Source organism: Microvirga yunnanensis (genome assembly GCF_025460875.1).
Genome location: NZ_JAMXFI010000049.1, coordinates 1 through 24,817, shown reverse-complemented (window position 1 = coordinate 24,817; position 24,817 = coordinate 1). Strand labels below are relative to the sequence as shown.

Sequence of the window (24,817 nt, the reverse complement as noted above, 5' to 3'; positions counted from 1 at the left end):
GCGGTTCCACGCGACCGATCAACGAATTGGTTGTCCGCTGCGGTTACGCGGAGGACTGCAAATTCCCTGCACCTTTGCGCAAGGGAGCAGATTCCGCGAATAGGACCCATGGAATGAGGCAGATACAAACTATGCTGCCCCGGAACAGCTAGAGTCAGCTCCGGGCCATTCTGCGACCAAGAGCCCCGCGATCTGAACGTCCGCTTTGCCCAGGTTATCAGATGATCGGGACCGCAGCCGCCGTCGTTAAGATTTCGTTAACGTCTTGATGGCGCTGATCTTCGATGCAGCAACGATACTGAACAGCCCCAAGAGTTCGCCTACGTCACACAGGCCCGGAACAGGGTTCTCACTTCTGATAAGTACCTATTATCAGAAGTGAGCCTAGACCGTCGGCTGGATGGATGCCCTTTCAATGGAAGACGTTCCGGCCAATTGAAGTCGTACTCTTTTAGCATGCCTACTTCACAACTCGAACTCCTCTGTGGCTCGGCAGCTACAGCAGGTCTACAGGTGGCATCCGAGCCAATTGAGCTTTGACGACCTGAGCGCGCCCTTGGTTGACCAGTTGCTCTGCTGTCTGTCCGTCAAGACTTGGAAGGGGTCGAGTTCGGTACCAAGCAACTGCACGTGCCGTAGAGCCGACCCACGGAAGAACCAGATTGATGACCTCAATCGTATCTGCGAGCCGGTCCGATCTGCTGTTGTCAGGTTGATTGCTAGCGTCGAGCATATCCGCCGACAGTGCTTGGTGATCTAGAGGTCGCTCAGGATCTCTCAGACTACCGTCTTCCCTTCGCCTTTCTCGCCTCATGGCAACCTCGTTGAGCACGACGGCGAACCACCCCAAAGCACAGACAAGAGCGGGCATTACAGCGGAATAGAGAAACCAAAACTCATTGCGGTGTCCAGCCCGATACGCCCACCAACCAGCAAGCACCATGACGGCAGGGAAGATGACACCAAAGAAAAGCGGAGACTTGCCCATGCTCCCTCCTCTCAGCTGCTTACGCGGGGCAATCGATGTCTGAAAAATTCATCTGGCAGCCTATGACCTCCGCCGAGGCAAACTGATTCACGCTTACGATAGCAGTTATCAATGGCGACACTTCCTACCCGGCGGCAGACCTTCAAGCATGGATATCGCGCTCTCTTCATATCCGTCGATCACCATCGTCACTTCAGATAACTTATCTTCCTAGGCGCGTTTGATCAGGCCTTCGATCTCGCTTAGGAGTAAGCCATAGACTGCCAGTCTTTGAACGAGCGCCGTGATGGCTGGATCGAGCGGCTGGAATTCAGACCAAGGGTCTTCAATGTCGTAAGAATGTGCCACTTGGTCCTCCAACGTTCGGTCCGACAAAGTTGCCGCGTACTCAGCCAAGGATGCCTTCTGGCGGAATCCTGCCATCTTTTCCAAACCGGAATCGCTCGATGTGGATCTCCCCTCTGGGATCAATCCGTCCGTAGACCATCCCAGGAAATGTCTGGGAGCCGAGGGTGTGGAATCCATCAGGGAAGACGGCGGTATAATGCATCAAGACACGGGCCCTGCCATCAAAGGTCCGATCTGGATGAACAGCGATTGAGATCGGATCACAATCGATGCCATGGAAGCTAAATGCGATATCCTTGTCCTGGTAATACTCGACAATGGACGACCATCCGGGAAGCTCCTCAATCGAAGCCGATCGGACTTCCGCAGCGATTTTCTGACAAAACTCCGGAGACGAGGTAAAATCGGCACTCATGGCTCCCTCGGTCAACATGCTCCGCTCGAGAGCAGCATTAGAACGCTGATGTGGACCAACCGAGTTCTCCCTTCTGACTATCTATGATCAAGGTCGGCCAGTACCCGATGGTACGGGTTTGGCCAGAAGTGAATTTATCACATGAGAAAACAAAGTATAAGCAGTCACATCAATCCACTGTCAAGTTGCTACGGACTATGCCTGTACCAATAGGCACATTTTACGAATTAATATGCAGAACAACCGCCTTTTAATTCATTTAATTATTCTAAGATATCATAATACTTTCTTTGGCTAAAGAAATGATATATGAAACAGTTTGTTTAATGCTTTATCGCGAAATAAAAAACAGGATAATGAATTTTACTTCTTTTTGGTACATTGTAATTCGCGTTTGCATCTGCTTATTAATGTGGTATCATACGCTGGTCGTCGTACCGAAGTAAGGGTCTTGGTTCGAAAGTCACGGAGCTTTACAGAAGTTATCTGCCCAAACAGTCTAATTATATTTAGCCGTCGCGTGAGAGTGTGCTGCTCCGACATCGGAGGACTGCCATGGGTGTTAGACGCATCGGCGCCTTTGTCGACATTGATGACGGCAGCGACTGCCGCTACTTCATCAGGATCACCAGTATCCAATGGTTGTGTGATGCTGACCCCTGCCACGACGCCTGCCTCATTAGGGCCGCCGGCCACACGATCTACGTTCCATATCCTCTCGAGCAGATCCGCAAACTAATGCAGCCATATCGAGAGTTCGACGATAACCCGACGGAGACGGCTGACATAAGTGTCGGTCGGAATTGCCGTAAGCCACAACCGAAAACGTGACGAGCTCATACCCAGCCATGTGAATAGAGCGCGCGCGAAATCCAGCGGGGCGACGAGATAGACTTCAGGCTCCCGGTCGGTCCCTCAACTAGGGAGGCAAGCAGATGCCTTCAGGCAATTACACTGAGCTCGCGTTCTCTGTCGATGTAATTGAGGTCCGGCGCCGCGACGGAGGGCCGATGCGTGATGCACTACGTCTCCATCCCCACCAGGAGGTTCGCATGGTCCCATCCTGGAAGTGCGGTTGGCGCATCTACACCACCATGGGGCTTGAGCGGAAGTATGCACGGATCTTTGAGGTCGACGGACGGGTGAAATGGTACCGGTCGCAACCTCTTACCCTTGAGTTCATGCTTGACGGTAAGCCTGTCCGGTACACTCCGGACTTCGAGGTAGCCATCAGTGATACCGTGATCATTGTGGAAACCAAGCCGGCTCTGATGCTCGCACGCTCACCGAAGCTGCAGCGCAAGCTCGATGAGGTTAAACGTATTTATGCAGACCGAGGGAAGCCTTGGATCAGGCTCGGTTCAGGCAAACTCCCGCCAACTCCATGGATGGATGCGGCTGCGGACATTGAGGCTAGGGGCCGCACACTGATTGATCCTCTGGACGAGCAGCGGGTCCTAAGAAGCCTGCAGGAGAACGGGCCTGCAACTCTCCAGGAGTGTGCTTCCAGAGTCCGCAGGCACAGCCAGCCAGAGAACGCCGTCCTATCGATGATACTGCGGTCGCGTCGAATCGAAGCTGAAATGAATGGCCCGGTTTGGCCAGGCACAATGATCTCACTCCGCTGACATCTGTCCTCGACTCAAGATAGGGGGAAAATGATGGGGCGCGTATCAAACCAAGCGGTCACGTCTGACTTCAGGTTTCCATCCATGAAGAGAGACAAGGCCGAGGTTATTTTGTGGAAGCGAGCTTACCTGGTCAAGAAGGTTACACGGGACGGTACCCATCTCATTCTTGAGGACGAGGAAACAGGAGAACCTGAGAAACTCTCACCTTCCCACTTCTGGGCTCTCTACGAGGCTGGCGAATTAGAATTAGATGACCATACACTCGATCATCTCCCGGCCCGGTTTCTAGATGCGCTTGACCGTTCTATCGAACCAACGCTTGCCAAAGACGGCTGGGCATCCTTTCGACGGTTCAAGTATTGTGTCGCTGTCGATGCTGCTCCCGCAGTGTCAAAAACTGATAAGGGATTGCAGCCAATCATCGACCGGGTTGCACGAGTCATCGGAGACATCGAACCTCCACACCCAAAAACTGTTGCACGATGGTTACGGGAGCGCGGCGTTCCTGGAAAACGGTTCGCCCGCTTCATGTCAGATGGAAATAGCCGAAAAGGACGGACAGATTGGTTGGATCCAGAGGTCGATCAGATAGTCGAGACGGCTATTGAGGTTTACTGGAAAAACAACCGGGAGCTTCGACCAAAGGAGATCACAGAGGCTGTCCATGGAGATATCGCCGTCCGCAATCTCACACTGCGGAAAACCTATGAAATCTCTGATGAAGCTTACAACGCATTGAACACCGTCGAGCGTCGTGAACTCGGCTTTCTGATCGAGCCTTGGGATACCACGATCCGACGCCGTCTAGAACGCTATGAGGGATACGAAACAACCCGTCGACGATCTGGAAAATGTTATGCTGATACACAATTTCAAGGTGTTGGACGGGCTCCTAAAGCAACGCGGGTCAACGAAGTATGGTATATCGATCATACGAAACTTGACGGCCATCTAGTCTACAACAGGAAGACACGCCTTCCACTCGGGCGTCCATGGCTAACCGTCGTAATCGACGCATTCAGCCGTCTCATCGTCGGGTTCTTCATTTCATTCATCCCGCCAAGCCTCCACTCCGTGTCGCTGGCGCTGAAAAACGCAATATCCCCCAAGGCGTACGTTCTCAAGAAATTTCCTCAGCTCGCAAGGCGTTGGCTCGCGATGGGTTTGCCGCGCTACATTGTCTGTGACAGAGCACTGGAGTTCCGGGGCAATTCCTTTGAACTCGCTTGCGCAGAACTCGGCATTGAGGTGGTGTGGTGTCCACGCAAAAGACCGGAATGGAAAGGAATCGTCGAGCGAACGATCCGCACGATCAATACCGACTTCGTAGAATTGTTGCCCGGAGCAACAAAAGGCGATGCCCGGAAGCTTACACAGCAGGGGCGAAGCCCTATCGCTGAGGCTGAGTTGACCTCCGACGAACTAGATCGTGAATTCCACAAGTGGGTCATCGAAGTCTATCCGTACAAGTTCAAAACACAGTCGCTTTCGCGAGGGAAATTGTACGAGAATGGAATTCGTCAGATCCCTCCAATGATGCCAAAACGCGTCAGTGATCTTGGAGTTCTTGGAATAAGCTTTCAATGCATCCTCACCCGCAAGGGAGTTCATTTCCGCTACTTGCGGTTTTGCGAGAAGAACAGAGTCTTTGACATCCTGGATCGCGCCAAAACTCCAAAGGTCAAGGTAACATTCACGGTAGATCCAGATAGCCTGAAGTCGATAATCGTTCGCGACCCAACGTCTGGGGAGCGCATCAGTCTCCCGTGCTGCGATCCGGAGCGAGTAGAGGGGCTATCCCTGTGGGAATATGGGCATCTTGTGAAATATATGCGGTACAGCCAGTACGATCTTGCTGACCGTGAGCACTGGCTGATTGCCAAGAAGGAGATCCGCGACACGCTGATGGCGAGCCTCCTGAAACGTCGAAACAAGATCGCCACAAATTCAACGATCGCACGAAGGTTGAACGTAGGAGCAGGCCCACACGCAGGCGCGACGGTGCTCAACCGACTCATCGATGAGGAGAGCAATTGGCTCGAACTGGACTTCCTCGAAACTGTGCCTGCCGATCCGAACACAATCCTTGAGTACCAGATTGATGGAGACCGCTCCCGAGATACGTCCTCTAGTTCACTTGGCAGCTATGAGGAGGATCCCGGAGCTTCAATGAAGCAGTTTGGACGCGGCATGCGGAAAATGCGGACAAAGAGAACCGCCCAAAAACCTCGTCCAAGGGAAGCTCCGCCAAGCGCGGAGGCGGTCGAGCCCGATGACGACCTTGACCTTATCCTGACCAAGTACAGCCGACCGCACTTGTCCCGTCCATAGGAGCGGCGAATGAGCCTCGACCTCGATGTCTCGGCTTTACGTGCCCACAGGGCCCAGCGGAAGGAGATCATCGCAGCGCAGGCCGACCGGCATAAGCGTATAAAAAGTTTGATAATCCTCAACGATCGTATCGAGAAGGTCTTGGACCAGCTGGAGTTTTTGATGGCCTCTAGCGGAGGAACAGCAGAGCAAACCGGCCTCCTTCTCGCCGCACCGACACGCGCCGGAAAGACAACGGCATTGAAGCTCTTTCTTGCTCTCAATCCGCCCGTAAAGCAGGGCCGGGGTGTGGTCCGGCCAGCGCTCTTTGTTCCGACCCCCGCTAAACCCTTGGTCAACGACCTCGCAGCGGCAATGCTTATGTCCTTGGGAGACCCGGACCCAACGCAGGGGACCGAAAAGGAGCGCTTGCGGCGCATTCACGAGCAAGTTGAACGCCAACAGGTCAGGATCATTATTTTCGATGAGCTACAGCACTTGATCAGCCGAGAGAATGACAAGGTCAACCACGAGTCGGCTGATTGGATTAAGCAACTGCTTAATGATCTGGGCTGTGGCTTTGTCCTTGCCGGCACAGAGCGAGTTACCCGCCTCTTCATCGTCAACGACCAATTGCCTCTTCGGCTCGACGATCCCGTGTTCGAGATGAAGCCATTTGATCGCAACTCAAGTAGCGATGTTGAGGCCCATCGCGGATACCTCGCCAACTGGGACAGAGCTATTGTCGACTGCGAAGGCCTAAAGGCACTCAGTCATCTCGCAAACAAAGACTTTTCTGAGCGTATTTTGCTTGCAGGTCAGGGCTGGCCAGGCTTTGACGCCAAGCTGATCCATGCCGCATCAAAATTGGCCATTTTAGAAGACAAGCCGATGATGAGCTTAGGGCATTTCGACCGAGTCTTCGATCGTTTCATGTTGCTCATGAAACGGGCCGGTACAAATCCGTTTCGCGGAACTCTGCCAAGAGCCACCGAGGTTTGGCTTGATGATGAGGCGTTCGAGATAGTTCTCGAGCGCTATGAAGAGCAACGAAGGCGCAATCTCAGGCAAAATCAGCGAGCGGCTCGTCTTTGACAGAAAGCTCTATCTTGTCGGAGATGAATCGATGAAAGAAGATAACTGGTTTGACATTGATGCCGATGAAAGAGAAGCTTCAGAGGCGTCGTCTGCTCGACAATGTGTGTTTCCCCTTAGTTTAGACTTAGAGTTTGACGAAAGCCTTCTAGGGTTCATCGCTCGGGTGGGTGAAGAAAATAGTCGACGTGAGATCTCAGCGGTCACGCGCATTGTCGGCCTGAAGCCAAGAGTGAGCTTGGTACCGTTTTCCTGCTTCGATGTGCAGCCTCTTGCGGCCCTGATTGGTATATCGGTTCAGCAACTCGATTGCAGGTTATACTCACCACTAGATTTCGCAGGAGAGGACATCAGCTGGGTCAAATTCTTCCATGAGGGAGCTCCACGACGGGCCGTTTCCGCACGGCGCCGCAGATTCGCACCGGCATCTTGGCAAAAGAAGCCGTATCACCGGGCTTTGTGGGATCTCAAACCAATCCCGTGTTGTCTAGAAACGGGCCAGATGCTCGTCGAACGCTGTTCCTGCGGATCACGGTTGCAGTGGAGATTGACCTCACTTATTCGATGTGGCCGCGCAAGCTGCAGAGTCGATCTTCGGGATTTGGAGTCAGCCTTCATAGAACCGCAAGTTCTATCGAAATTGCAGTTCTTTGCCGACTTCTTCTCGCCCGACGAGGCCGCTTGGACGCGGGCTCGCAGTCGCATCCCAACTGACCTTGCAGATCTTTCGGGAGCGGAGATCCTCGGACTCTCGGTGTTTTTTGGACTCGTCAGGTCAGATCCAAGCGGTGGCGCGGTGTTCGGGCGTAGGCGGCGGCAGTGCGCCACGGGAAACTTCAGCGAGTGGAGCGCAGGCGACTTAGCAGCTGGACTGGAGGTCGTGCTTGGCTGGCCCCAGTCGCTCTATGATTTGGCGGACCTGTGTAGTGCGTTTGGGGTGGAAAGGCCGACCAACTTCGGTTTCCGCAAGCACCTTGGCCCGCTTGTTACGGCGTTTCCCGAGGTGGCGTTCACGCAACGCGTGAGAAACATCTTGAACGATGAGTTCCGTCGATACTTCGAGCTTCGCCCAAACTTACGTTTAAGCAGTAACAATTCCCGAAGCATCCGGAACATGGCAGCCGGAACAATCAATCTGAATGCCGCAGCGAAAGAGTATCACATCTCCCCAGCCGTACTATCCAGGCTGCAGACCTATCCCGAACTTGTGGCGTATGAGGGAAGAACGGGGGTTAGCATACTCTTTAAGGTCGATGCATTGGTGGAGCTGATGGAACGCTACAGGGACAGTATTACCTGTAGGTCGGCTGTTCAGGAATACGGGATCCCCTACCGCACGCTCTTAAGGTTGGCCGATGAAGCACTGATCGCCCGATTAAGCGGGCCCGAAATGGTCCTTCACGCGCAATCAAAGATAGTCTTTCGCCGAAGTAGCATTGACCAGTTTATAAAGCAGATCGAGGACACAAGCAGACGCGAGGGAGTTGGACTGTGCTTGGGCCTGGCAGTCCGACAGCACAGTATCACCGATCCATGGTTCGAAATCCTGATAGCGCTTGCGTCGGGCAACCTGGGGCTTTGTGGCATAGATTACTCGAGCCAACGGGTGAGCAGCCGTTTCCGAGTCGACCACAATGACGTACGGGAGTTCTTACTAGAGAAGCTTAATCCAAACGACAAGCGTATCACGGTTCAGCACGCTGCCGCTGAAATGAAAATGGACATCGCGGCCTTGGCCGAACTTATTGATATCAGCTCCATACCGACTTCAACACGTCCCTATGCGACAATCTCCTACTGCGATTTTCGCAAGCTGACAGAGACATACATATCTGGCGCCGAGTTTGCAGCCCGATTGAATTTATCACCCAGATCTGCCTGGCGATACATAAGTAAGTGCGGGGTAAAGCCTGCAGTAAGGCTAAGTCAATCGAGAAGGGTGATATATTACAGACATGCGCTAGAGCCTTGCATAATTAGAGTCGCTAATGAAACTTGAGGACGTCAGAATTCTTCCCGTTGCGAGTACAGGCGCCAGAAGCTGTAGGATCCAGTGGAGGCTAGACCGACGGCGCAGGCCTGAAGCTGAAAAGGTTTTCTGTCTGGGCTGACCTATACAAGAACCTGTCGTCTCGGACATGAAGAGTCCGTGAGCAACGCGGATCAAAGCTGTATCGTGCTTTCCAACGGAGCTGGCTAGAATAACCTGCTTGCTGATTTTCCGATGACGGGAGATGACTTCATTCCAAAACGGATCGTGTGATTTACCGCCGGTGAAATCGCTCAAAATGAGCGAGGAGGGTACGGATCAGTCCTCCCAAGTTGACAAGGCTCTCGAGACTGGAAGCAAAACGATGGGAGAGCTAGCTCGAACTGGTTGACGGTATCAGAAATCGCAAAACCGACGTGATGACCATGCTCGATAACGACGTCCGCATCACCAGAGGGGCCTGATTCTTCGGCAGGGATGGGTAGGGTGCCGTTGAAATTCCCGAAGGCCGGACTGTGTTCTCGCAATGGGACGGTCACGGTAAGCTGGTATAGGGTCGCGAGCTGATGGATTTAGGGATCTCGGTTTCGCCTGAAACCGGAGCCGAGACAATTCCGAGCACCATTGTGAATCAAATCGGTGTCTCTGCTGCCGATCTGTCCAGGTTTCCCGCAGGAATTGAGCCAACCAAGGACACCAAGCCGAGCGGAAGCACGTAGACGCTTACGATTAGGGAGCGCAATCGGGTTGTTTGCACTCGCTCATATTTAGAAGTGACCAGTCACAGGCACACCGCCTACAATCGGAGGAGCGACCAGTCCACCTGCCGCGGAGCGGCGAACGCTGTTGCAGACCGCCCCAACTATGGCATCTACCGTGCTCAGGTATGGTATACCCTTTGCCAAAATAACACGGATTGGCTCGGCATCGGCATAGTAACCACAGCCTTTTAGCATCTTGCCTCGAGCAGAATCAACGTCGTCCCCCGGGATGCTAGACGCCGTCACACAGCCACTTAAGGCAACACAAACGAACATTAATGCAGTGCATCTAATGCCAGCTGTATGCAACGAAGTAATTTTGCAAGCATCCCTAGCGACAACTGTCTTCATTGAAACCTCCACTCGGGACGATAATGTCGTCGATGTCACTAATTTTGATGTTTGCGACACCGCCGCAGGAAAGTAAGGCTGTCTCCGGCGAGGGTTTTACGTCGAGCAATTGCTTCACTGACCCCAACCCTGTTCCTTCGAATCCACCACCCGCCCCGTCGACCTTTTTGATTGAATAAATCCGCCATTCGGACGACTCATCACCTTTATTGAAACGAATGGCTCTAAGAACCTCGTGTGGTGGCAATGTTGGACTCGCTGGGTTAGCTCCAAATCGAGTCTCAGGCGACCATCCCTTGACTTTAATGCTACGCCACCCGCCACCTCTATCCTTGATCCATGTCAGCTTGGGATCAAACAAGCAGATCTTCGGATCCACCACACCAGCTGCCAACTTAGGTAAATCGCTATTAAAGGAACCATCTGAGAGATAGCGTCGAAGCGGCCACGAGCAAATTTGAAGCCTAAATTTTAGTTCCGGTGGCTTGGTATACGTAGTTGGGTACATCGAAAGCATGCCAGCCGCCACACCAGCGACGAAGGCGGCGGCTTGCGAAGTTCCTGGAGCGGAGCCAATCTCGTTTGGACCAAGCCAACCAAAGACGGGCGCCCCGCCAGGGGCAGCCACATGAACAAACGGCACGTCCGTTGACGGAGAACTGTAATTAGAATTAGCCATTATAGTTGCTTTTCCCCGCTTGCAACTATGGCAGGCAGTCACAACGAGTACGTTGGCTTGATCACCCATATTCTGGGGAAACAGTGAGAGAAATGGAGAAAGTTCCTTTGATTCTTCGTTGTCTTTCTTTGGCTCTCCTGCTGCAACAACGAAGAAGCTATGTATTTTGTTGATGTAATTCCCAGCCGAATTGGTAAACCTGATACTACTTTTCGGATAGTTTGCTTCTTTGTACACAGGATCCCGCATCCCATTAGCAAATAGAAAGATTTCCATCTTCCTATTTTTCCTCTCTTCGAGATACTTCGCGACATCTTCAGAGATCTGGCCGGTATTTAGACTCTTCTTGAGATCATATGATTTGAGCAATGCCCATGGCCACGTTCCAAGGAACCCGCTATTCTCTTGGCTTGCTATTATGCTTGCTAAAAGGTTAGCGTGGTTGTGCTCCTCTTGAAAGTCCGTCCACTTACACGCGAATTTGGATCCTGTTTCAGTCGGGCCTTGACCTTCTATAGCTGGCAACTCCAAACCTTCGACAACTGAAGCTATATTACCTGATCCACGGATCGGATAGTCCATTATTATTATACGAGGAATATGAGGTCTGGGTGTCGTCGAAAGCATTATTTTGCTGTAAAACTCGTCCGCATCGCGATCAGTCTCAACATAATCAATATATTTGACATCTGGCTTCCACAGTGCACCGCTCTCGCACGCCTGTTCGATAATACTGGAATTCAAGAGTTCGATATGCTTCACCTGCGGCGTATCTTTAGGCTTTGCTGGAGAGCTACTATACGGTTCAAAACCATCAAGGTCATGAAGCCGAACATCAACCACCAGATTTTTCTTCTCTGCTTCCCGCATTTCTCTCCCATACAAGATTGCTTTATCAGCATCTGGTACTGGGATTATAGTCGAATAACGATCATACTCTATGAACGCAGCTGAATTCTTTTCTGGCTCCTTATCGACCCTCGGATCGAGTCGAGTCCAGTTTTTAACTATGCCGTCAAGGAATTTTTCCGCATCTCGTGTCCAATATACTGTCTTTGAACTACGTTCTCGGGAAATACTAAGATCCGGTATTTTTATGATTTGGCCAACCATTAGCTGATCTAAGGCATTGGGACTTGTCGAATTTAGTTTTGCAACAATCTCGCGCATAGGATCGCAAGGCGGTATATAGCCATTCTTCCGCAAAATGGAGCATACTGTATCGCCGCGCTCAAGCTTAAGCTCTTTTGTCGGGAGAGATATACCAGCTTCTATCGCTTTGTTTAACGCGAATGCAAGATTTTTTGTAACCTCTCCGCCGTCCATCGTTATTTTAACTGCAGAACTACTAGATGAATGCGGCACATGTTCTCTGGCGTCCTGCGCCAACGTAGAAGCCGCTGTAAAGTGCAAGCACAAGGCAGCAATTGAAAGGAGGCTTATCCGAGCAAACGCGGTGTTGTGGCTGGCCATCAGTTGACCTCCGCAAATTTGAGCGCTCTCTCACAAAACTACTCCCAATTGCGTAACTTGACAATCTCACCTCGTAGAGGGAATCTTGACTATCCCTGTTGCTTTGCATGGGGCTTGCTATGAAGAAACCTCGTTTTCTTCGCTCCACTTTTGCAGTGCTAGCCATAGCGTCTAATCGTCTGACGCGGCTATCGATCTGTTTCGTATTCACCTTAGAGTGTCTGCCGGCGCAGGCGGCTTGTCCAAGCGCCGAGGCGGCGTCCAGCTTTTGTACATGGTTAGATCGTTATCAGATCCTAAGTTCCGCGGTCCAAATCAAAACCATAGATCCCTCGGATTACGCTTTAGCAAATATTGTTGGATGGCGTTTGCAAATAACCGACACGACAGTTGTGGGTGCGGATTGGCTATTGATCATCAGGGATGGCCGCGGCAGACCAATGCTGAACCTGCGCAAGAGCGAGTTTGAAAGCAATTCAGGACGACGGACGATTTGGACCGGTAGGCTTCAATCGCCAGTCGTCCGCTTAGAACTAGTCTCATCATCACCGATATCAGGCGATATAAAGGTAAACGGCGCAGTCGCATATTCCGGACAAGCCAAGAATCTGAACTTCTTTTCTTCCAAGGGTCCTCAACCCGACTGGCGAGATCCATATACGGATGGAAGTGTTCTTGAGAGACAGGCTGCAGACTCTGTCGGAATGATGGTGACAGGCTCGGTCGACCCAACGAAACAGCAGACACGCAACTGGTCTTGTACCGGATCACTCATTGCTCAAGGGCTTTTTCTGACCGCATGGCATTGTGGGGGGGCAAGCTGGGATCTGCCGTCAAATTTTTGGCAAAGTGAGGTACGAGAAAACTGCCTCGTGGATTTTACTTGGGACAATGGAACAACACGCACTCAGTTCGCTTGCGATAAAGTGATAGCGGGAAGTCCAAGCCTTGATTACGCAATTGTCCGGCTAAAGCCAATTGTCGGTGGGTTGGGAGTAAAGAGTTTTCCGCGCTCAGTGAAGACCACCAAGTCGCGCACCCCCTCTGCCATCTTCATGATTCACCATGCTCGCTCTGAAACAAAGCTTGTGAGCAGTAACTGTCACATCAAAGCCGAAAGCATTGGTCAGGTTCGGATGGACCATGATTGCGACTCCGATCCTGGATCGTCAGGCGCACCTGTATTTAGTGCCGCAAGCGGCGCACTGGTCGCAGTCCATCTCGCAGGATTTGAATTAAACGATAAATGCGAAGTTGTGCGTCGGTTGAATCGCGCTGTATGGATTGATGAAGTCGTTTCCCACGCCTGCAAGCATAAGTTAGATTCTGAGGAAATCCCATCGATTTGCTAAGCTTGCCATCTGGATACGTGCGATGAAATCGGGTTTGAAAATTTTTTGGCTCGCTTTCGGTTTAATGCCTCTCTCGTCGATGTTGGGCATCGCTTCTGCACAAGAGAAACTTAAAGCGCAGATAGGGCAAGATGACTACATCGCGGCAGCTAACCTTGACCCCGCTCATCCACTTTATAAAGAATTCTTGGAACGATTGCCAAAAGTTGATCTCGGTGCTGAAGCTGGTGGAGTGTACTACATACTTGAGGGTGACTTGCGCCTAACAGAGAAGCAACTAAGCGGAATATTGAAGTCTTATGCTGCCGCTTATGCTTCAGGCTCCGATCATACGCCCGTGACACGGAGATCTTCCGACGAGTTGATTGTGATGACGAAAGGAGAAACCCTTGCAAAGTGGGACAAGCAAAATCGAAAACTCACATATGCAATAGATAGGAAGACGTTTTCCGCAAGTGACTATACAAGAGTAAAGGAAAATTTTCGCAAGGCGGTTCCGGCTTGGACTGACAATTGTAATTGTGGACTCTCGATTACTCATCGGCCCGAGTTCGACATGAACCCATCTCTCGATAAAGTTACCTTCATTATTAGGTATGACGCAAAGATGTTAGATTTCTTGGCACTCGCATTCTTTCCGACTGATCCGAAATTCTCGCGGTATCTTTTGGTTGGGCCATCATATTTCGAGCCGAACGGATATGATCCCGTTGGCATCTTTAGACACGAGATTGGACACATTCTTGGGTACCGGCATGCCTTCGTGGCAGGAGTTCCAGGATGTGAATACTATAATAAGGCCGAAGACAGAAACTGGAAGGCACTGAGTTCATATGATTCTGAATCTGTAATGCACTATCTATGCGGAGGCGGTGGCTCACCTGCATTTACACTCTCAAAAAAAGATAAAGCGGACCATAAGAAGTATTATTCTAATTAAATGTTCCTGCTTTGAGGAGGCGCTATATGGATCGGAGATCTTTTCTGGGGGTCTGTGGTGCAGCCCTCGTATGCCGCCCTTCAATGGCAGCAACGTCTTCGGAAGTAAATCAACAGCGCTTAACCGAGATTGCGTCCCGTGCTGTTAGTGCGGGATTACTCGATTCAAACTCGGCAAGCGCAGGACTTACGAACCCTGAGCAACAGATCCTGTTATTGGCGACAATTACATCGGCAGCAGTGGAGCGCGGCGTGGACCAGGAGGCGATGCGCGGGCTTTCTCTCGATAGCGGCGCTCTGCTTAGTGAGTTGCATAGAGCGATCCCGCGAAGGCGAATTCCAGGAAGAAGACTTAGGTTTGAACATGCAGCACCAGTTTACTATCAGCAATTTCAAGCTTGTGAGCCCATCCGCGAGCGTTCAACCGAGATTGAGCGTTGGGCTGATTTCTTTGTAAGATCACGAAACCGGGATCAGTATGTTGCGGTTGATAAGATCACAGCGGTCCCCTGGTTTGTTGTGGCAATTCTTCACTTTCGAGAGGCTAGCGCAAACTTTCAGGGCCATCTTCATAATGGAGATCCTCTTATCAGAATCACGCGCCAGGTTCCTAGCGGGAGGCCCAAGAAGCTGGTGCCGTGGCCTCCACGTCCTTGGGAGCCCGTTTCGGCCTAGATCGCTAGTGCGAGGGATGCCCTTGAGGTTGATAATCTAGCTTACCTAGATAGAAACTCTTGGACACTTGAGCGTACGCTATGGCGATTAGAAACGTTCAATGGGTTTGGGTACCGTAGGTTCGGCTTGCCATCCAGCTATCTTTGGAACTTCAGCAACATCGGCCGTCCTGGCGGTTACGATCGCGATCGGCACTGGAATCCGAACTACAGGTCGAAGCAGATTGGTGCTGCGGTTCTCCTTAAACAGCTCTGGCGTCGGGGTGCAATTTCCCTTAAAACTGAGAATGGCAATAGTGTGTGATGATCTCCGGAGTATCTTAGCAATGAAAACGCTTCTTCTATTAGCCTTGCTGATCAGCACTTGCTTGATTTCAACGCCCTCGAGCGCTTGCCCAACCGGGTTCTATCCCTGCGGAAGGAATTGCTGCGCCTACTGAACTACAGTGTAAGTGTGTAGCTGCATCTCCTTCGCTTTCAGTGAGCGAAAGTTGAGAATGTAAGAAACGCTGCACTATCTGAGCCAGCCTGAATCAGGCTCAAACGGCGGCTCGGCGCTTCACTTATGTACTGAGCGCCATGTCGGGGCGGATAATACCCGTTCACGGAAGTTCCGACGCGATGAGGTCCGGGTAAGCCGTGAGGGTTGTGAGCCGGCCCTTCTCGTCGACGAGCTTGTTCCAGGCACGGCAGACTGCATCGAGTACAGCCCCATAGTCGTCCAGCACACGGTGCGAGAGATACCGCTCGCGCAAGTACAGCCAGACACGCTCCACCGGGTTCAGTTGGGGTGAGGCGGAAGGCAGCGGCAGCAGAGTGATGCTGGTGGGCACGTGCAAGGCCCGCTCATCGTGCCAGCCTGCCTGATCCAGGATCAACACCGCGTGCATGCTTGGCGCCAGCTGCCGGGCAAGTGCTCCAGAAACACCTCCATTGTGCCTGCATCCGCTCGCGGCAGAGCCAAGGCGAAAGTCTCATCCGTGCCGGGACGGCAGGCGGCAAACACATACAGGCTCTTATAGCGCTGATCGACCACACCCGGCGGGCGCACCCCGCGTTCGTACTAGACCCGTGTGGTCCGACCCTTCTAGCCAAAGCGCGCCTCGTCCTGGCACCAGAGCTGGAAAGAGTGCTCGGGATGCTCAGCTGCGAGGGCCTGCACCCTGGATGGGAGCTGCTTTTTTGAACGCCGCCTGCGCGGCCGGGTCGCCCTTCGGGTGCGAGGGCCGGGTCTTCTGACGCGAGAGGCCGGGGCGCTTGAGCACGCCGGAGAGACTCCACTGGCTATAGCTGACGCCATAGGTTTGCTCGACATAGTCACACAGATCGACCAAGCGCCAGGCGCTCACCCCACCACGCTCCGGCTCAGGTCCGCGCAGGATATGTGCCTTGAGCGCAGCCTGCTGACCCGGAGTGAGCTGTTCCGGGCGGCCAGTGAGAGGCCGGTCGTGCATGCCGTCAGGACCCTCAACATTGAAGCGCTGGATGGCATCGTGCAGGGCCTGGCGCTCCATGCCGGCGAGCTGGGCGGCTTCGGCTCGGGTCATGCCCTCCAGCGCATTGGCAATCACCAGAAGCCGCAGAGCAGCTCGGCAGTTCTTCTCATGAGTTGCACGCGTGCGCAGGTTGGATGGCGGGTAGTCCTGGCGGATCTGGAGCCCGGCCATGCTGATCTCTATCAACAGCGCCCCCGCTCCTCAGTGAACCACGTCAGGCACACCACCGCGAATTCGAGTCAGCATTTCAGTGGACGGGTATAAAAATGAAACTCGAGCTTCGCAGAGCAACCCTTCTCAAGGCCTCTATCTCTTCACGCTTTCGAATTATGGCGGTAGGAGGACTGCCAAGCCACTCATCATTTACGCATCTCTTGGACGAATGACTCAGCTTTTAGGCAAAGAAGACGCACGTCTATGAGAGGGGTATCGTGCTAAGTGACTATTATTTAAAGAGAAAAATTCTTGTACTAACGCAGCTTTTGCGAGTTTGGACAGCAGGCTGGCAACCGCTGGACGCTACGCCAGATTAAGCCCTACCCGAGGACAAGCTGGCTCGCCCGCTCGGATGCGGGCCGTCCCCAACCAGGAGAGGCTTCATGGCGAAGACGGTGGCCGAACAATTCGTCGAGATCCTGGCGGCTGCGGGTGTCAGACGCGTGTACGGCATCGTCGGCGACAGCCTCAACGGTCTGACGGACGCGATCCGCCGCCGGGACGACATGGAGTGGATCCACGTCCGGCACGAGGAGGTCGCGGCCTTCGCGGCCGGCGCCGAGGCGCATCTGACGGGCGCGCTTGCGGTCTGCGCCGGGAGCTGCGGGCCGGGCAATCTCCATCTCATCAACGGGCTGTTCGACTGCCACCGCTCACGCGTGCCGGTGCTGGCCATCGCGGCCCATATTCCCTCGCCCGAGATCGGCAGCGGCTACTTTCAGGAGACCCACCCGGAGACCCTGTTCCGGGAATGCAGCCATTACTGCGAGCTGGTCTCGAGCGCCCACCAGATGCCTCGCATGCTCGAGATCGCCATCCGGGAGGCGACGGTGAAGCGCGGCGCGTCGGTGCTGGTGATCCCCGGCGACGTCGCCCTGCAGCCGGCCGCCGCGGCGCCTCCGGCCAAGCCCGCCGGGCTGCTGCCGCAGGCGCCTGTCGTCACCCCGGGGCCGGACGATCTCGATCGCCTCGCCGAGCTCCTCAACGGCGGCGACCGCATCACGATCCTGTGCGGGGCGGGATGTGCGGGCGCGCATGACGCATTGCTGGCTCTGGGCGAGCGCCTGCAGGCCCCCATGGTGCACGCCATGCGCGGCAAGGAGCATGTGGAGTGGGACAACCCCTACGATGTCGGCATGACTGGGCTGATCGGCTTCTCGTCCGGCTACTACGCCATGCGCGACTGCAACGTCCTGCTGATGCTCGGCACCGACTTTCCCTATCGTCAGTTCTACCCGGAGGATGCGGGGGTCCGCATCGCGCAGGTGGACCTGCGGGGCGAGAATATCGGCCGCCGCGCCGCGGTTGATGTGGGCGTGGTCGGCGATGTCCGCGCCACCCTGACGGCCCTGCTGCCCCGGCTCGATCGGAAGACCGACGGCACGCATCTCGCCCGGGCGCGCGAGCATTACGCGAAAGCGCGCCAGGCGCTCGACGAACTCGCGGCCGGAACCCCGGGCCGGCGGCCGATCCATCCGCAGCAGGTCGCCAAGGCGATCAGCGACCAGGCGGCGGACGATGCCGTGTTCAGCTGCGACGTGGGCCTTCCCGTCGTCTGGGCGGCCCGCTATCTCGCCATGAACGGACGGCGGCGCCTCGTCGGGTCGTTCTGGCACGGCTCGATGGCCAACGCGATGGCCCAGGGCATCGGCGCCCAGGCGGCTTTTCCGGGCCGGCAGGTGATCTCCCTGTCGGGCGATGGCGGCTTCTCCATGCTGATGGGGGATCTCCTCACCCTGACGCAGCAGCGCCTTCCCGTGAAGGTCGTGGTGTTCAACAACGGCACGCTGGGCTTCGTCGAACTCGAGCAGAAATCCACCGGCTTCCTCGATTTCGGCACGGAGCTCCGGAACCCGAATTTCGCCGCCATGGCTGAGGCCGTCGGCATCCGCGGCATCAGGCTCGAGGATCCGGCCGAGGTGGACGAGGGGATCGCCGCCGCCCTGGCCCATGACGGGCCGGTCCTGGTCGACGCGGTGGTGAACCGGACGGAGCTCGCCATGCCGCCCTCGGTCACCCTCGACATGGCGAAGGGCTTCACCCTCTACATGGTGAAGGCGGTGCTGAACGGCCGCGCCGACGAGGTCTATGACCTGGCCCGGACGAACCTCTGGCGCTGAGGAGGTTTCCGCCCGCCGCGACGATCGTTGGCCTAGCCGTTCCTGAAAGCCTTTGATATGAGGCACGGGACAGCGGCTGCATGGCCGCCTGAAGGGATGTGAGGACCATGGACAAGTTCACCGTGCTGGAAAGCGTCGCGGCGCCGCTGCGGATCATCAATATCGACACCGATATGATCATCCCCAAGCAGTACCTGAAGACGATCAAGCGCACGGGGCTCGGCACGGGCCTCTTCTCCGAGATGCGCTACCGTGAGGACGGCTCCGAGAACCCGGACTTCGTCCTCAACCAGCCGGCCTATCGCAATGCCCAAATTCTGGTGGCGGGCGATAACTTCGGCTGCGGCTCCTCCCGCGAGCACGCCCCCTGGGCACTGCTCGACTTCGGCATCCGCTGCGTGATCTCCACCAGCTTCGCCGACATCTTCTACAACAACTGCTTCCAGAACGGCATCCTGCCGATCAAGGTCTCGCCGGAGGACCTGGAAAAGCTCTTCGACGACGCGGAGCGCGGCGCCAACGCTACCCTGACCGTCGATTTGGAGAAACAGGAGATCCGCGGGCCGGACGGCGGTTCGGTCACTTTCGACATCGACCCGTTCAAGAAGCACTGCCTGCTCAACGGCCTCGACGGCATCGGCCTGACCATGGAAAAGGGCGCGGCCATCGACAGCTTCGAAAAGAAGCTCGCCGAGCGCGCCTGGGCTTAAGTCGGGTTCAGCAGCGCGCCCTCACGCAGATGAAGGCCGGGGCGCGCGACAACTGCTCGTAGAGGCGCTCCGACACCTCCTTCATCTCCGGCAGGGGCTTGGGTTCGACGAGCCGGTCGAAAACCCAGCCCGCCTCCACCAGCCCGTTCATGATGTCGGCCAAGGGACGCCGATACGCTTCGACATAGGGGCGGGGCTCGCCGAAGCCCGTCCAATGCATCCCGAACCGGGACCGTTCGTAATAGATGCTCTCCTGGCGGATCTCGGGATGCATCCAGTCGGCCATCGGGTGAGCCATGGAGAAGGCCAGGGTGCCTCCCGGGCGGCAGGCCCGTCTGAGTTCCCGCAGAACCGGCGTCAGGTCCTCCACATAATCGAGGGCCAGGGCGCAGAGGATCTTGTCGAAGGATGATCCCCCGAGCCAGCCGAGCGGCTCCGTCAGGTCGGCGACCCTGAACTCCGCCGGCAGTCCATCGCAGCGCTGCCGGGCCAGATCGATCATCTCCGGCGTGATGTCGAAGCCGTGGATCGTTGCTCCCCGCCGAGCCAGGATCTCGCTGTTGATCCCAGGCCCGCAGGCTGCATCGAGCACGCGCAGCCCCTCCACGTCTCCCAGCAGGTTCAACGTCGCAGGGCGCTCGTAGAGGCCGTTATGCGGCTTCATCGGCGCGAGGGCGGAGTAGCGGTCCGCGAACGTGGAATAGGACCGTCGTGCCATGAGCCGGGTGTCGTCCTGCTGGTCGCCCATCGCTCCCCTCACGCTTTCGTGTGGCCTCGGTTTAAGGCCCCGTTTCCATAAGATTAACCAAATTGCCTGCAAGTTCGCGAGCATGAAGAACCTTATCGCCCCCGCTCTCTTCGCTCTCGCCGGCTTTGCCGCTGCGACACCGGCCGTCGCCCAGGCGGATTTCGGCTCCTGCCTCGCATCGCTCCGCGGCCAGGCGGCCGCCAAGGGCATTTCGGGCCAGGCGTTCGACGCCGCGACCCGCGGTGTCGCGCCGGATCTGACGATCCTCGACCTCATGAGCAACCAGCCCGAGTTCAAGACGCCGATCTGGGACTATCTCTCGGCGCTCGTCGACGAGGAGCGGGTGCAGGACGGCCGCACCGCCATGCGCCAATGGGGGCAGGCGCTGGCTGCGGCCGAGGCGCGTTTCGGAGTGGATCGCCATGCCATCGCGGGCGTCTGGGGCGTGGAATCCAATTTCGGCAAGGATATCGGCGGAAGGCCGCTGATCCAGTCGCTGACGACCCTGGTCTGCTACGCGCCGCGCCGGAACGAGTATTTCAAGGGCGAACTGATGGCGACCCTGAAGATCGTCCAGGACGGGGACATCAACCCGGCGAACCTGCGCGGCTCTTGGGCCGGGGCCTTCGGCCACACCCAGTTCATGCCGTCGACCTTTCAGCGCCTCGCCGTCGACGGCGACGGGGACGGGCACCGGGACATCATGACCTCCGTGCCGGACGCGGTGCATTCGACGGCCAACTTCCTCAAGAAGGCCGGCTGGGTGAACGGCCTGCCCTGGGGCTACGAGGTGCGCCTGCCGGAAGGCTTCAACGCGAACCTCGCCGGGCGCAAGAACAAGAAGCCGCTCGCCACCTGGGCGGCCATGGGGGTGCGGCGCGTCGACGGACGTCCGCTCTCGGGCAGTTACGCGGCCGGCATCATCATCCCGGCGGGCATCAACGGCCCGGCCTTCCTGGTCACCAAGAATTTCGATGCGGTCTATTCCTACAACGCGGCGGAATCCTACGGGCTCGCCATCGCGCTGCTCGGCGACCGCCTCAAGGGCCAGCCCGGCATCCAGACCGCCTGGCCGACCGACGATCCGCCGCTCTCGCGCGCCCAGCGCCGCGAGCTGCAGCAGCTCCTGACCGCCCGCGGCTACGACGTGGGCGAGCCGGACGGCAAGATCGGCGCCAAGACCCGCGAGGCCATCAAGGACGTGGAGCGCCGCATCGGCCTCGAGCCGCGCGGCCGGCCCGGCGGCAAGGTGCTGCAAGCGCTCCGGGGGTAGGCTTGCTCACCCCAATGGCCATCATCAGCTAGTTGCAGTGGCGCTGGGTTTGGAGTTGTACTGACTCCATGCTCATCGCCCTTCTCACGGATATCCACGGCAACCGCGAGGCCCTGTCGGCCTGTCTCGCCCATGCACGCCTGCTCCGTGTCGACCGCCTGATCTTTCTCGGCGATTACGTGGGCTACGGGGCCGATCCGGCCTGGGTGGTCGATACGGTCCGCGGCCTCGTGGACCAGGGCGCCGTGGCGCTCCTGGGCAATCACGACGCGGCCATCGACGGCTCCGACGAAGACATGAACAGCGTTGCCCAGGAGGCGATCCGCTGGACCCGCAACCAGCTCGGCATGGAGCAGCGGCGCTTCCTGGCGGACCTTCCCCTCACCCACGAGGAGGGCAGCGTCCTCTATGTCCACGCCAACGGCTACGCGCCTCGCACCTGGGACTACATGGCCGGGCCCATGGAGGCGATCCGGCATTTCAGCCGGGTCGATGCCCACATCACCTTCTGCGGGCATGTGCATGTGCCGATGCTCTATCACATGAGCACGACCGCCAAGGTCGGCACCTTCACCCCCGTGGCCAACAACGACATTCCGCTCCTGCCGACCCGCACCTGGCTGGCGGTCATCGGCGCCGTCGGGCAGCCGCGGGACGGGGTGGCGGCGGCGAATTACGCGGTCTTCGATACCGCGCGGCAGACCCTGCGCTACCTGCGCGTGCCCTACGACACGGCCACAGCCGCCCGGAAGGTGCGCGAGGCCGGCCTGCCGGAGAAGCTGGCGCTGCGTCTCGAACAGGGTCGCTGACGGATGCGCTGGCGCCTGCATCGCGGCCAGGTGATCGACGGTTTCACCCTCCAGGAAAATCTGGGCACCGGCGGCATGGCGCAGCTCTGGGCCGTCACCCGGGAAGACGATTCGACGCCGCTGATCATGAAGGTTCCGATGCTGATCGACAGCGACGACCCGCTGCCCATCGTGTGCTTCGAGACCGAGCAGATGATCATGCCGCGCCTCGCCGGCCCGCATGTGCCGCGCTTTGTCGCCACGGGTCCGCTCGATCCCATGCCCTACATCGTCATGGAGCGGATTCCCGGACAGTCGCTGAAGGCGCGGCTCGACCAGGTTCCGCTGCCCTGGCCCGAGGTCGTCGCGATCGGCGCGACGGTGGCGCGCGCCCTGCACGACCTGCATCTCCAGCACGTGATCCATCTCGACATCAAGCCGAGCAACGTGATGCTCCGCGAGACCGGCGAGGCCGTTCTCATTGATTACGGTTTCGCCCGGCACGAACGCCTGCCCGACCTTCTGGCCGAGGAATTTCGCGAGCCGTTCGGCACCACGCCCTACATGGCGCCGGAACAGGTGCTGCAGGATCGGGCCGATCCCCGCAGCGATCTCTTCGCGCTCGGCGTGATGCTGTATTTCTTCGCCACCGGGGAACGTCCTTTCGGCAATCCGCGCGGCGGCCAGATCCGCCGCCGCCTGTGGCGCGATCCGGTGCCGCCGCGGGCGCTCAACCCGGAATGTCCACCGTGGCTGCAGGAGATCATCCTGCGCTGCCTGGAGGTCGACCCGGACGAGCGCTACGCCACGGCCGCTCAGCTCGCCCTCGATCTCGAGAACCCGGACCAGGTGCGGCTCACCGAACGGGCCGGACGGCTCGAACGCGACAGCGGCGTGAAGACGTTCCGGCGCTGGCTCAAGGCCCGCCGGGCGCAGCCGCTCGAGGCACCGAACATCGCCGGGCAGCTGTCCCGGGCCCCCATCGTGCTGGTGGCCATCGATCTGTCACCGGGCAGCGAGGATCTCGCCGAAGCCCAGCGCATGATGATCGGCGGCATCCTGTCCATCGAGGGCGAGGCGCGCATTGCCTGCGTCAACGTCCTGAAGACCTCGCGCATCGCCGTCGACATCCTGGAGGACGAGGAGGGGAGGAGCCTCCATGTCCAGCGCCTGGTGCAGCTCCGGCACTGGGGCGGCTCGCTCCAGATCCCGTCGGATCGGATCACCTACAGCGTGCTGGAAGCGCCCGATCCGGCCGCCGCCCTCGTGGATTACGCGCGGCACAACAACGTCGACCATATCGTGATCGGCGCCCGGGCCTCATCCGCCCTGCGCCGCTACCTGGGGAGCGTCTCGTCCCGCGTCGTCGCGGAGGCCCCCTGTTCGGTCACCGTCGTCAGGACCCCGAAAGACCGACGGGCCGAGGACGGGGGAGCCGCCTCCGCCTAACGGCCAACACGACGAGAGCTTGCCAAGCCGCGCATTCGGCTCTTTAAGGGCCCTGCATTTGATCACGACAGAACAGGGGTCTTCCCATGGCAACGCACAAGCTCCTCCTTCTCCCTGGCGACGGCATCGGGCCGGAGGTCATGCGCGAGGTCGAGAAGATTGTGGGCTGGTTCCGCAAGCGGGGGCTGGGCTTCGAGACCGAGACCGATCTCGTCGGCGGCTCGGCCTACGATGCCCATGGGGCGGCGATCTCGGATGCCGCCATGAACCGTGCGCAGGAGGCCGACGCGGTGCTCTTCGGCGCGGTGGGCGGCCCGAAATGGGACAGCGTGCCCTACGCGGTGCGCCCCGAGGCGGGCCTGCTGCGCCTGCGCAAGGACCTCGGCCTCTTCGCCAACCTTCGCCCGGCGATCTGCTATCCGGCGCTGGCCGATGCCTCCTCGCTCAAGCGCGAGGTGGTGGAAGGCCTCGACATCATGATCGTGCGCGAGCTCACCGGCGGCGTCTATTTCGGCGAGCCGAAGGAGATCGTGACCCTCGAGGACGGCTCCCAGCGCGCCGTCGACACGCAGCTCTATCATACCCACGAGGTGGAGCGCATCGCGCGCGTCGCGTTCGATCTCGCCAGGAAGCGCCGCAACAAGGTCTCCTCGGCCGAGAAGATGAACGTGATGAAGACCGGCGTGTTCTGGCGCCAGGTCGTCACCCGCATCCACAAGGCCGAGTTCTCCGACGTCGAGTTGGAGCATGTGCTCGCCGACAACTGCGCCATGCAGCTCGTGCGCTGGCCCAAGCAGTTCGACGTGATCGTCACCGACAACCTGTTCGGCGACATCCTGTCGGACATCGCCGCGATGCTCACCGGTTCGCTCGGCATGCTGCCCTCCGCCTCCCTGGGGGCCGAGGATCCGGTGACCGGCCAGCGCAAGGCGCTCTACGAGCCCGTGCACGGCTCCGCCCCGGACATCGCCGGCAAGGGACTGGCCAATCCGATCGCCATGATCGGCTCCT

At 57.2% G+C, this 24,817-nt stretch carries 19 protein-coding genes; 12 read left to right on the top strand and 7 right to left on the bottom strand.

Going from position 1 to position 24,817, the window contains the following annotated elements:
* Positions 1 to 496: 496 nt before the first annotated feature.
* From NF876_RS22470 to NF876_RS22460, 3 genes are all read right to left on the bottom strand, one after another.
* The gene (locus tag NF876_RS22470; protein WP_210811396.1) at positions 497 to 988 is read right to left on the bottom strand and encodes an antitoxin Xre/MbcA/ParS toxin-binding domain-containing protein; all 492 of its coding nucleotides are present in this window, start codon (positions 986 to 988) and stop codon (positions 497 to 499) included.
* Between the two features lie 210 nt (positions 989 to 1,198).
* Positions 1,199 to 1,336 (bottom strand): hypothetical protein, encoded by a 138-nt coding sequence (locus NF876_RS22465; protein ID WP_210811393.1) that lies wholly within the window; start codon positions 1,334 to 1,336, stop codon positions 1,199 to 1,201.
* A 40-nt stretch (positions 1,337 to 1,376) separates the two neighbouring features.
* The gene (locus NF876_RS22460) at positions 1,377 to 1,769 is read right to left on the bottom strand and encodes a hypothetical protein (protein ID WP_262270798.1); all 393 of its coding nucleotides are present in this window, start codon (positions 1,767 to 1,769) and stop codon (positions 1,377 to 1,379) included.
* Positions 1,770 to 2,803: 1,034 nt separating this feature from the next.
* On the opposite strand from NF876_RS22460, the gene NF876_RS22455 reads away from it, so the two are divergent.
* From NF876_RS22455 to NF876_RS22440, 4 genes are all read left to right on the top strand, one after another.
* Positions 2,804 to 3,379: a TnsA endonuclease N-terminal domain-containing protein gene (locus NF876_RS22455; protein WP_210811388.1), complete on the top strand. Its 576-nt coding sequence runs from the start codon at positions 2,804 to 2,806 to the stop codon at positions 3,377 to 3,379.
* An 84-nt stretch (positions 3,380 to 3,463) separates the two neighbouring features.
* On the top strand, positions 3,464 to 5,713 hold the full coding sequence (locus NF876_RS22450; protein WP_210811385.1) for an integrase catalytic domain-containing protein: 2,250 nt from the start codon (positions 3,464 to 3,466) through the stop codon (positions 5,711 to 5,713).
* A 9-nt stretch (positions 5,714 to 5,722) separates the two neighbouring features.
* Positions 5,723 to 6,787, top strand: a complete 1,065-nt coding sequence (locus NF876_RS22445) for a TniB family NTP-binding protein (protein WP_210811382.1) — start codon at positions 5,723 to 5,725, stop codon at positions 6,785 to 6,787.
* Entirely contained in the window at positions 6,732 to 8,786 is a 2,055-nt protein-coding gene (locus NF876_RS22440; RefSeq protein WP_210811378.1) for a TniQ family protein, read from the top strand. Before NF876_RS22445 ends, NF876_RS22440 begins: the two co-directional genes overlap by 56 nt.
* 1,083 nt (positions 8,787 to 9,869) lie before the next feature.
* On the opposite strand, the gene NF876_RS22435 is transcribed toward NF876_RS22440, so the two are convergent.
* Positions 9,870 to 12,041: a S8 family serine peptidase gene (locus NF876_RS22435; RefSeq protein WP_210811375.1), complete on the bottom strand. Its 2,172-nt coding sequence runs from the start codon at positions 12,039 to 12,041 to the stop codon at positions 9,870 to 9,872.
* Between the two features lie 119 nt (positions 12,042 to 12,160).
* Between NF876_RS22435 and NF876_RS22430 the strand changes: the two genes are divergently transcribed.
* On the top strand, positions 12,161 to 13,393 hold the full coding sequence (locus tag NF876_RS22430) for a trypsin-like serine peptidase (RefSeq protein ID WP_262270797.1): 1,233 nt from the start codon (positions 12,161 to 12,163) through the stop codon (positions 13,391 to 13,393).
* A gap of 22 nt (positions 13,394 to 13,415) precedes the next feature.
* Positions 13,416 to 14,333 carry a matrixin family metalloprotease gene (locus tag NF876_RS22425; protein ID WP_210811369.1) on the top strand — a complete coding sequence of 306 codons (918 nt, stop codon included), beginning with the start codon at positions 13,416 to 13,418 and terminating at the stop codon, positions 14,331 to 14,333.
* 1,275 nt (positions 14,334 to 15,608) lie between these two features.
* Here NF876_RS22425 and NF876_RS22420 read toward each other — a convergent pair.
* Together NF876_RS22420 and NF876_RS22415 are read right to left on the bottom strand one after the other, a co-directional pair.
* Positions 15,609 to 15,908 (bottom strand): transposase, encoded by a 300-nt coding sequence (locus NF876_RS22420; RefSeq protein WP_371823197.1) that lies wholly within the window; start codon positions 15,906 to 15,908, stop codon positions 15,609 to 15,611.
* Between the two features lie 240 nt (positions 15,909 to 16,148).
* A complete protein-coding gene (locus tag NF876_RS22415; protein WP_210811363.1) occupies positions 16,149 to 16,673 on the bottom strand; it encodes a winged helix-turn-helix domain-containing protein in 525 nt (174 codons plus the stop codon).
* 428 nt (positions 16,674 to 17,101) lie between these two features.
* On the opposite strand from NF876_RS22415, the gene poxB reads away from it, so the two are divergent.
* The gene (poxB, locus tag NF876_RS22410; RefSeq protein ID WP_210811361.1) at positions 17,102 to 18,838 is read left to right on the top strand and encodes a ubiquinone-dependent pyruvate dehydrogenase; all 1,737 of its coding nucleotides are present in this window, start codon (positions 17,102 to 17,104) and stop codon (positions 18,836 to 18,838) included.
* A gap of 107 nt (positions 18,839 to 18,945) precedes the next feature.
* Positions 18,946 to 19,548 (top strand): 3-isopropylmalate dehydratase small subunit, encoded by a 603-nt coding sequence (gene leuD / locus NF876_RS22405; RefSeq protein ID WP_210811358.1) that lies wholly within the window; start codon positions 18,946 to 18,948, stop codon positions 19,546 to 19,548.
* A gap of 7 nt (positions 19,549 to 19,555) precedes the next feature.
* Here leuD and NF876_RS22400 read toward each other — a convergent pair whose 3' ends face one another.
* A complete protein-coding gene (locus NF876_RS22400) occupies positions 19,556 to 20,296 on the bottom strand; it encodes a class I SAM-dependent methyltransferase (RefSeq protein ID WP_173947738.1) in 741 nt (246 codons plus the stop codon).
* An 82-nt stretch (positions 20,297 to 20,378) separates the two neighbouring features.
* On the opposite strand from NF876_RS22400, the gene NF876_RS22395 reads away from it, so the two are divergent.
* The 4 genes from NF876_RS22395 to leuB form a co-directional block, all read left to right on the top strand.
* Positions 20,379 to 21,569: a lytic murein transglycosylase gene (locus tag NF876_RS22395; protein ID WP_173947737.1), complete on the top strand. Its 1,191-nt coding sequence runs from the start codon at positions 20,379 to 20,381 to the stop codon at positions 21,567 to 21,569.
* A 68-nt stretch (positions 21,570 to 21,637) separates the two neighbouring features.
* Positions 21,638 to 22,378: a metallophosphoesterase family protein gene (locus NF876_RS22390; RefSeq protein WP_210811353.1), complete on the top strand. Its 741-nt coding sequence runs from the start codon at positions 21,638 to 21,640 to the stop codon at positions 22,376 to 22,378.
* A 3-nt stretch (positions 22,379 to 22,381) separates the two neighbouring features.
* Positions 22,382 to 23,806, top strand: a complete 1,425-nt coding sequence (locus tag NF876_RS22385) for a serine/threonine protein kinase (RefSeq protein WP_262270796.1) — start codon at positions 22,382 to 22,384, stop codon at positions 23,804 to 23,806.
* An 86-nt stretch (positions 23,807 to 23,892) separates the two neighbouring features.
* Positions 23,893 to 24,817, top strand: a 925-nt coding sequence (gene leuB / locus NF876_RS22380) for a 3-isopropylmalate dehydrogenase (protein WP_262270795.1), incomplete at its 3' end; no start/stop codon positions are given.

Coding starts and splice junctions, on each gene's coding strand:
- NF876_RS22435 (WP_210811375.1), bottom strand. CDS start 12,041: ATGGCCAGCCACAACACCGCGTTTGCTCGGATAAGCCTCCTTTCAATT.
- NF876_RS22395 (WP_173947737.1), top strand. CDS start 20,379: ATGAAGAACCTTATCGCCCCCGCTCTCTTCGCTCTCGCCGGCTTTGCC.
- NF876_RS22390 (WP_210811353.1), top strand. CDS start 21,638: ATGCTCATCGCCCTTCTCACGGATATCCACGGCAACCGCGAGGCCCTG.
- NF876_RS22455 (WP_210811388.1), top strand. CDS start 2,804: ATGGTCCCATCCTGGAAGTGCGGTTGGCGCATCTACACCACCATGGGG.
- NF876_RS22430 (WP_262270797.1), top strand. CDS start 12,161: ATGAAGAAACCTCGTTTTCTTCGCTCCACTTTTGCAGTGCTAGCCATA.
- NF876_RS22470 (WP_210811396.1), bottom strand. CDS start 988: ATGGGCAAGTCTCCGCTTTTCTTTGGTGTCATCTTCCCTGCCGTCATG.
- poxB (WP_210811361.1), top strand. CDS start 17,102: ATGGCGAAGACGGTGGCCGAACAATTCGTCGAGATCCTGGCGGCTGCG.
- NF876_RS22400 (WP_173947738.1), bottom strand. CDS start 20,296: ATGGGCGACCAGCAGGACGACACCCGGCTCATGGCACGACGGTCCTAT.
- NF876_RS22385 (WP_262270796.1), top strand. CDS start 22,382: ATGCGCTGGCGCCTGCATCGCGGCCAGGTGATCGACGGTTTCACCCTC.
- NF876_RS22425 (WP_210811369.1), top strand. CDS start 13,416: ATGAAATCGGGTTTGAAAATTTTTTGGCTCGCTTTCGGTTTAATGCCT.
- NF876_RS22445 (WP_210811382.1), top strand. CDS start 5,723: ATGAGCCTCGACCTCGATGTCTCGGCTTTACGTGCCCACAGGGCCCAG.
- NF876_RS22450 (WP_210811385.1), top strand. CDS start 3,464: ATGAAGAGAGACAAGGCCGAGGTTATTTTGTGGAAGCGAGCTTACCTG.
- NF876_RS22415 (WP_210811363.1), bottom strand. CDS start 16,673: ATGGCCGGGCTCCAGATCCGCCAGGACTACCCGCCATCCAACCTGCGC.
- NF876_RS22440 (WP_210811378.1), top strand. CDS start 6,732: ATGAAGAGCAACGAAGGCGCAATCTCAGGCAAAATCAGCGAGCGGCTC.
- leuD (WP_210811358.1), top strand. CDS start 18,946: ATGGACAAGTTCACCGTGCTGGAAAGCGTCGCGGCGCCGCTGCGGATC.
- NF876_RS22460 (WP_262270798.1), bottom strand. CDS start 1,769: ATGTTGACCGAGGGAGCCATGAGTGCCGATTTTACCTCGTCTCCGGAG.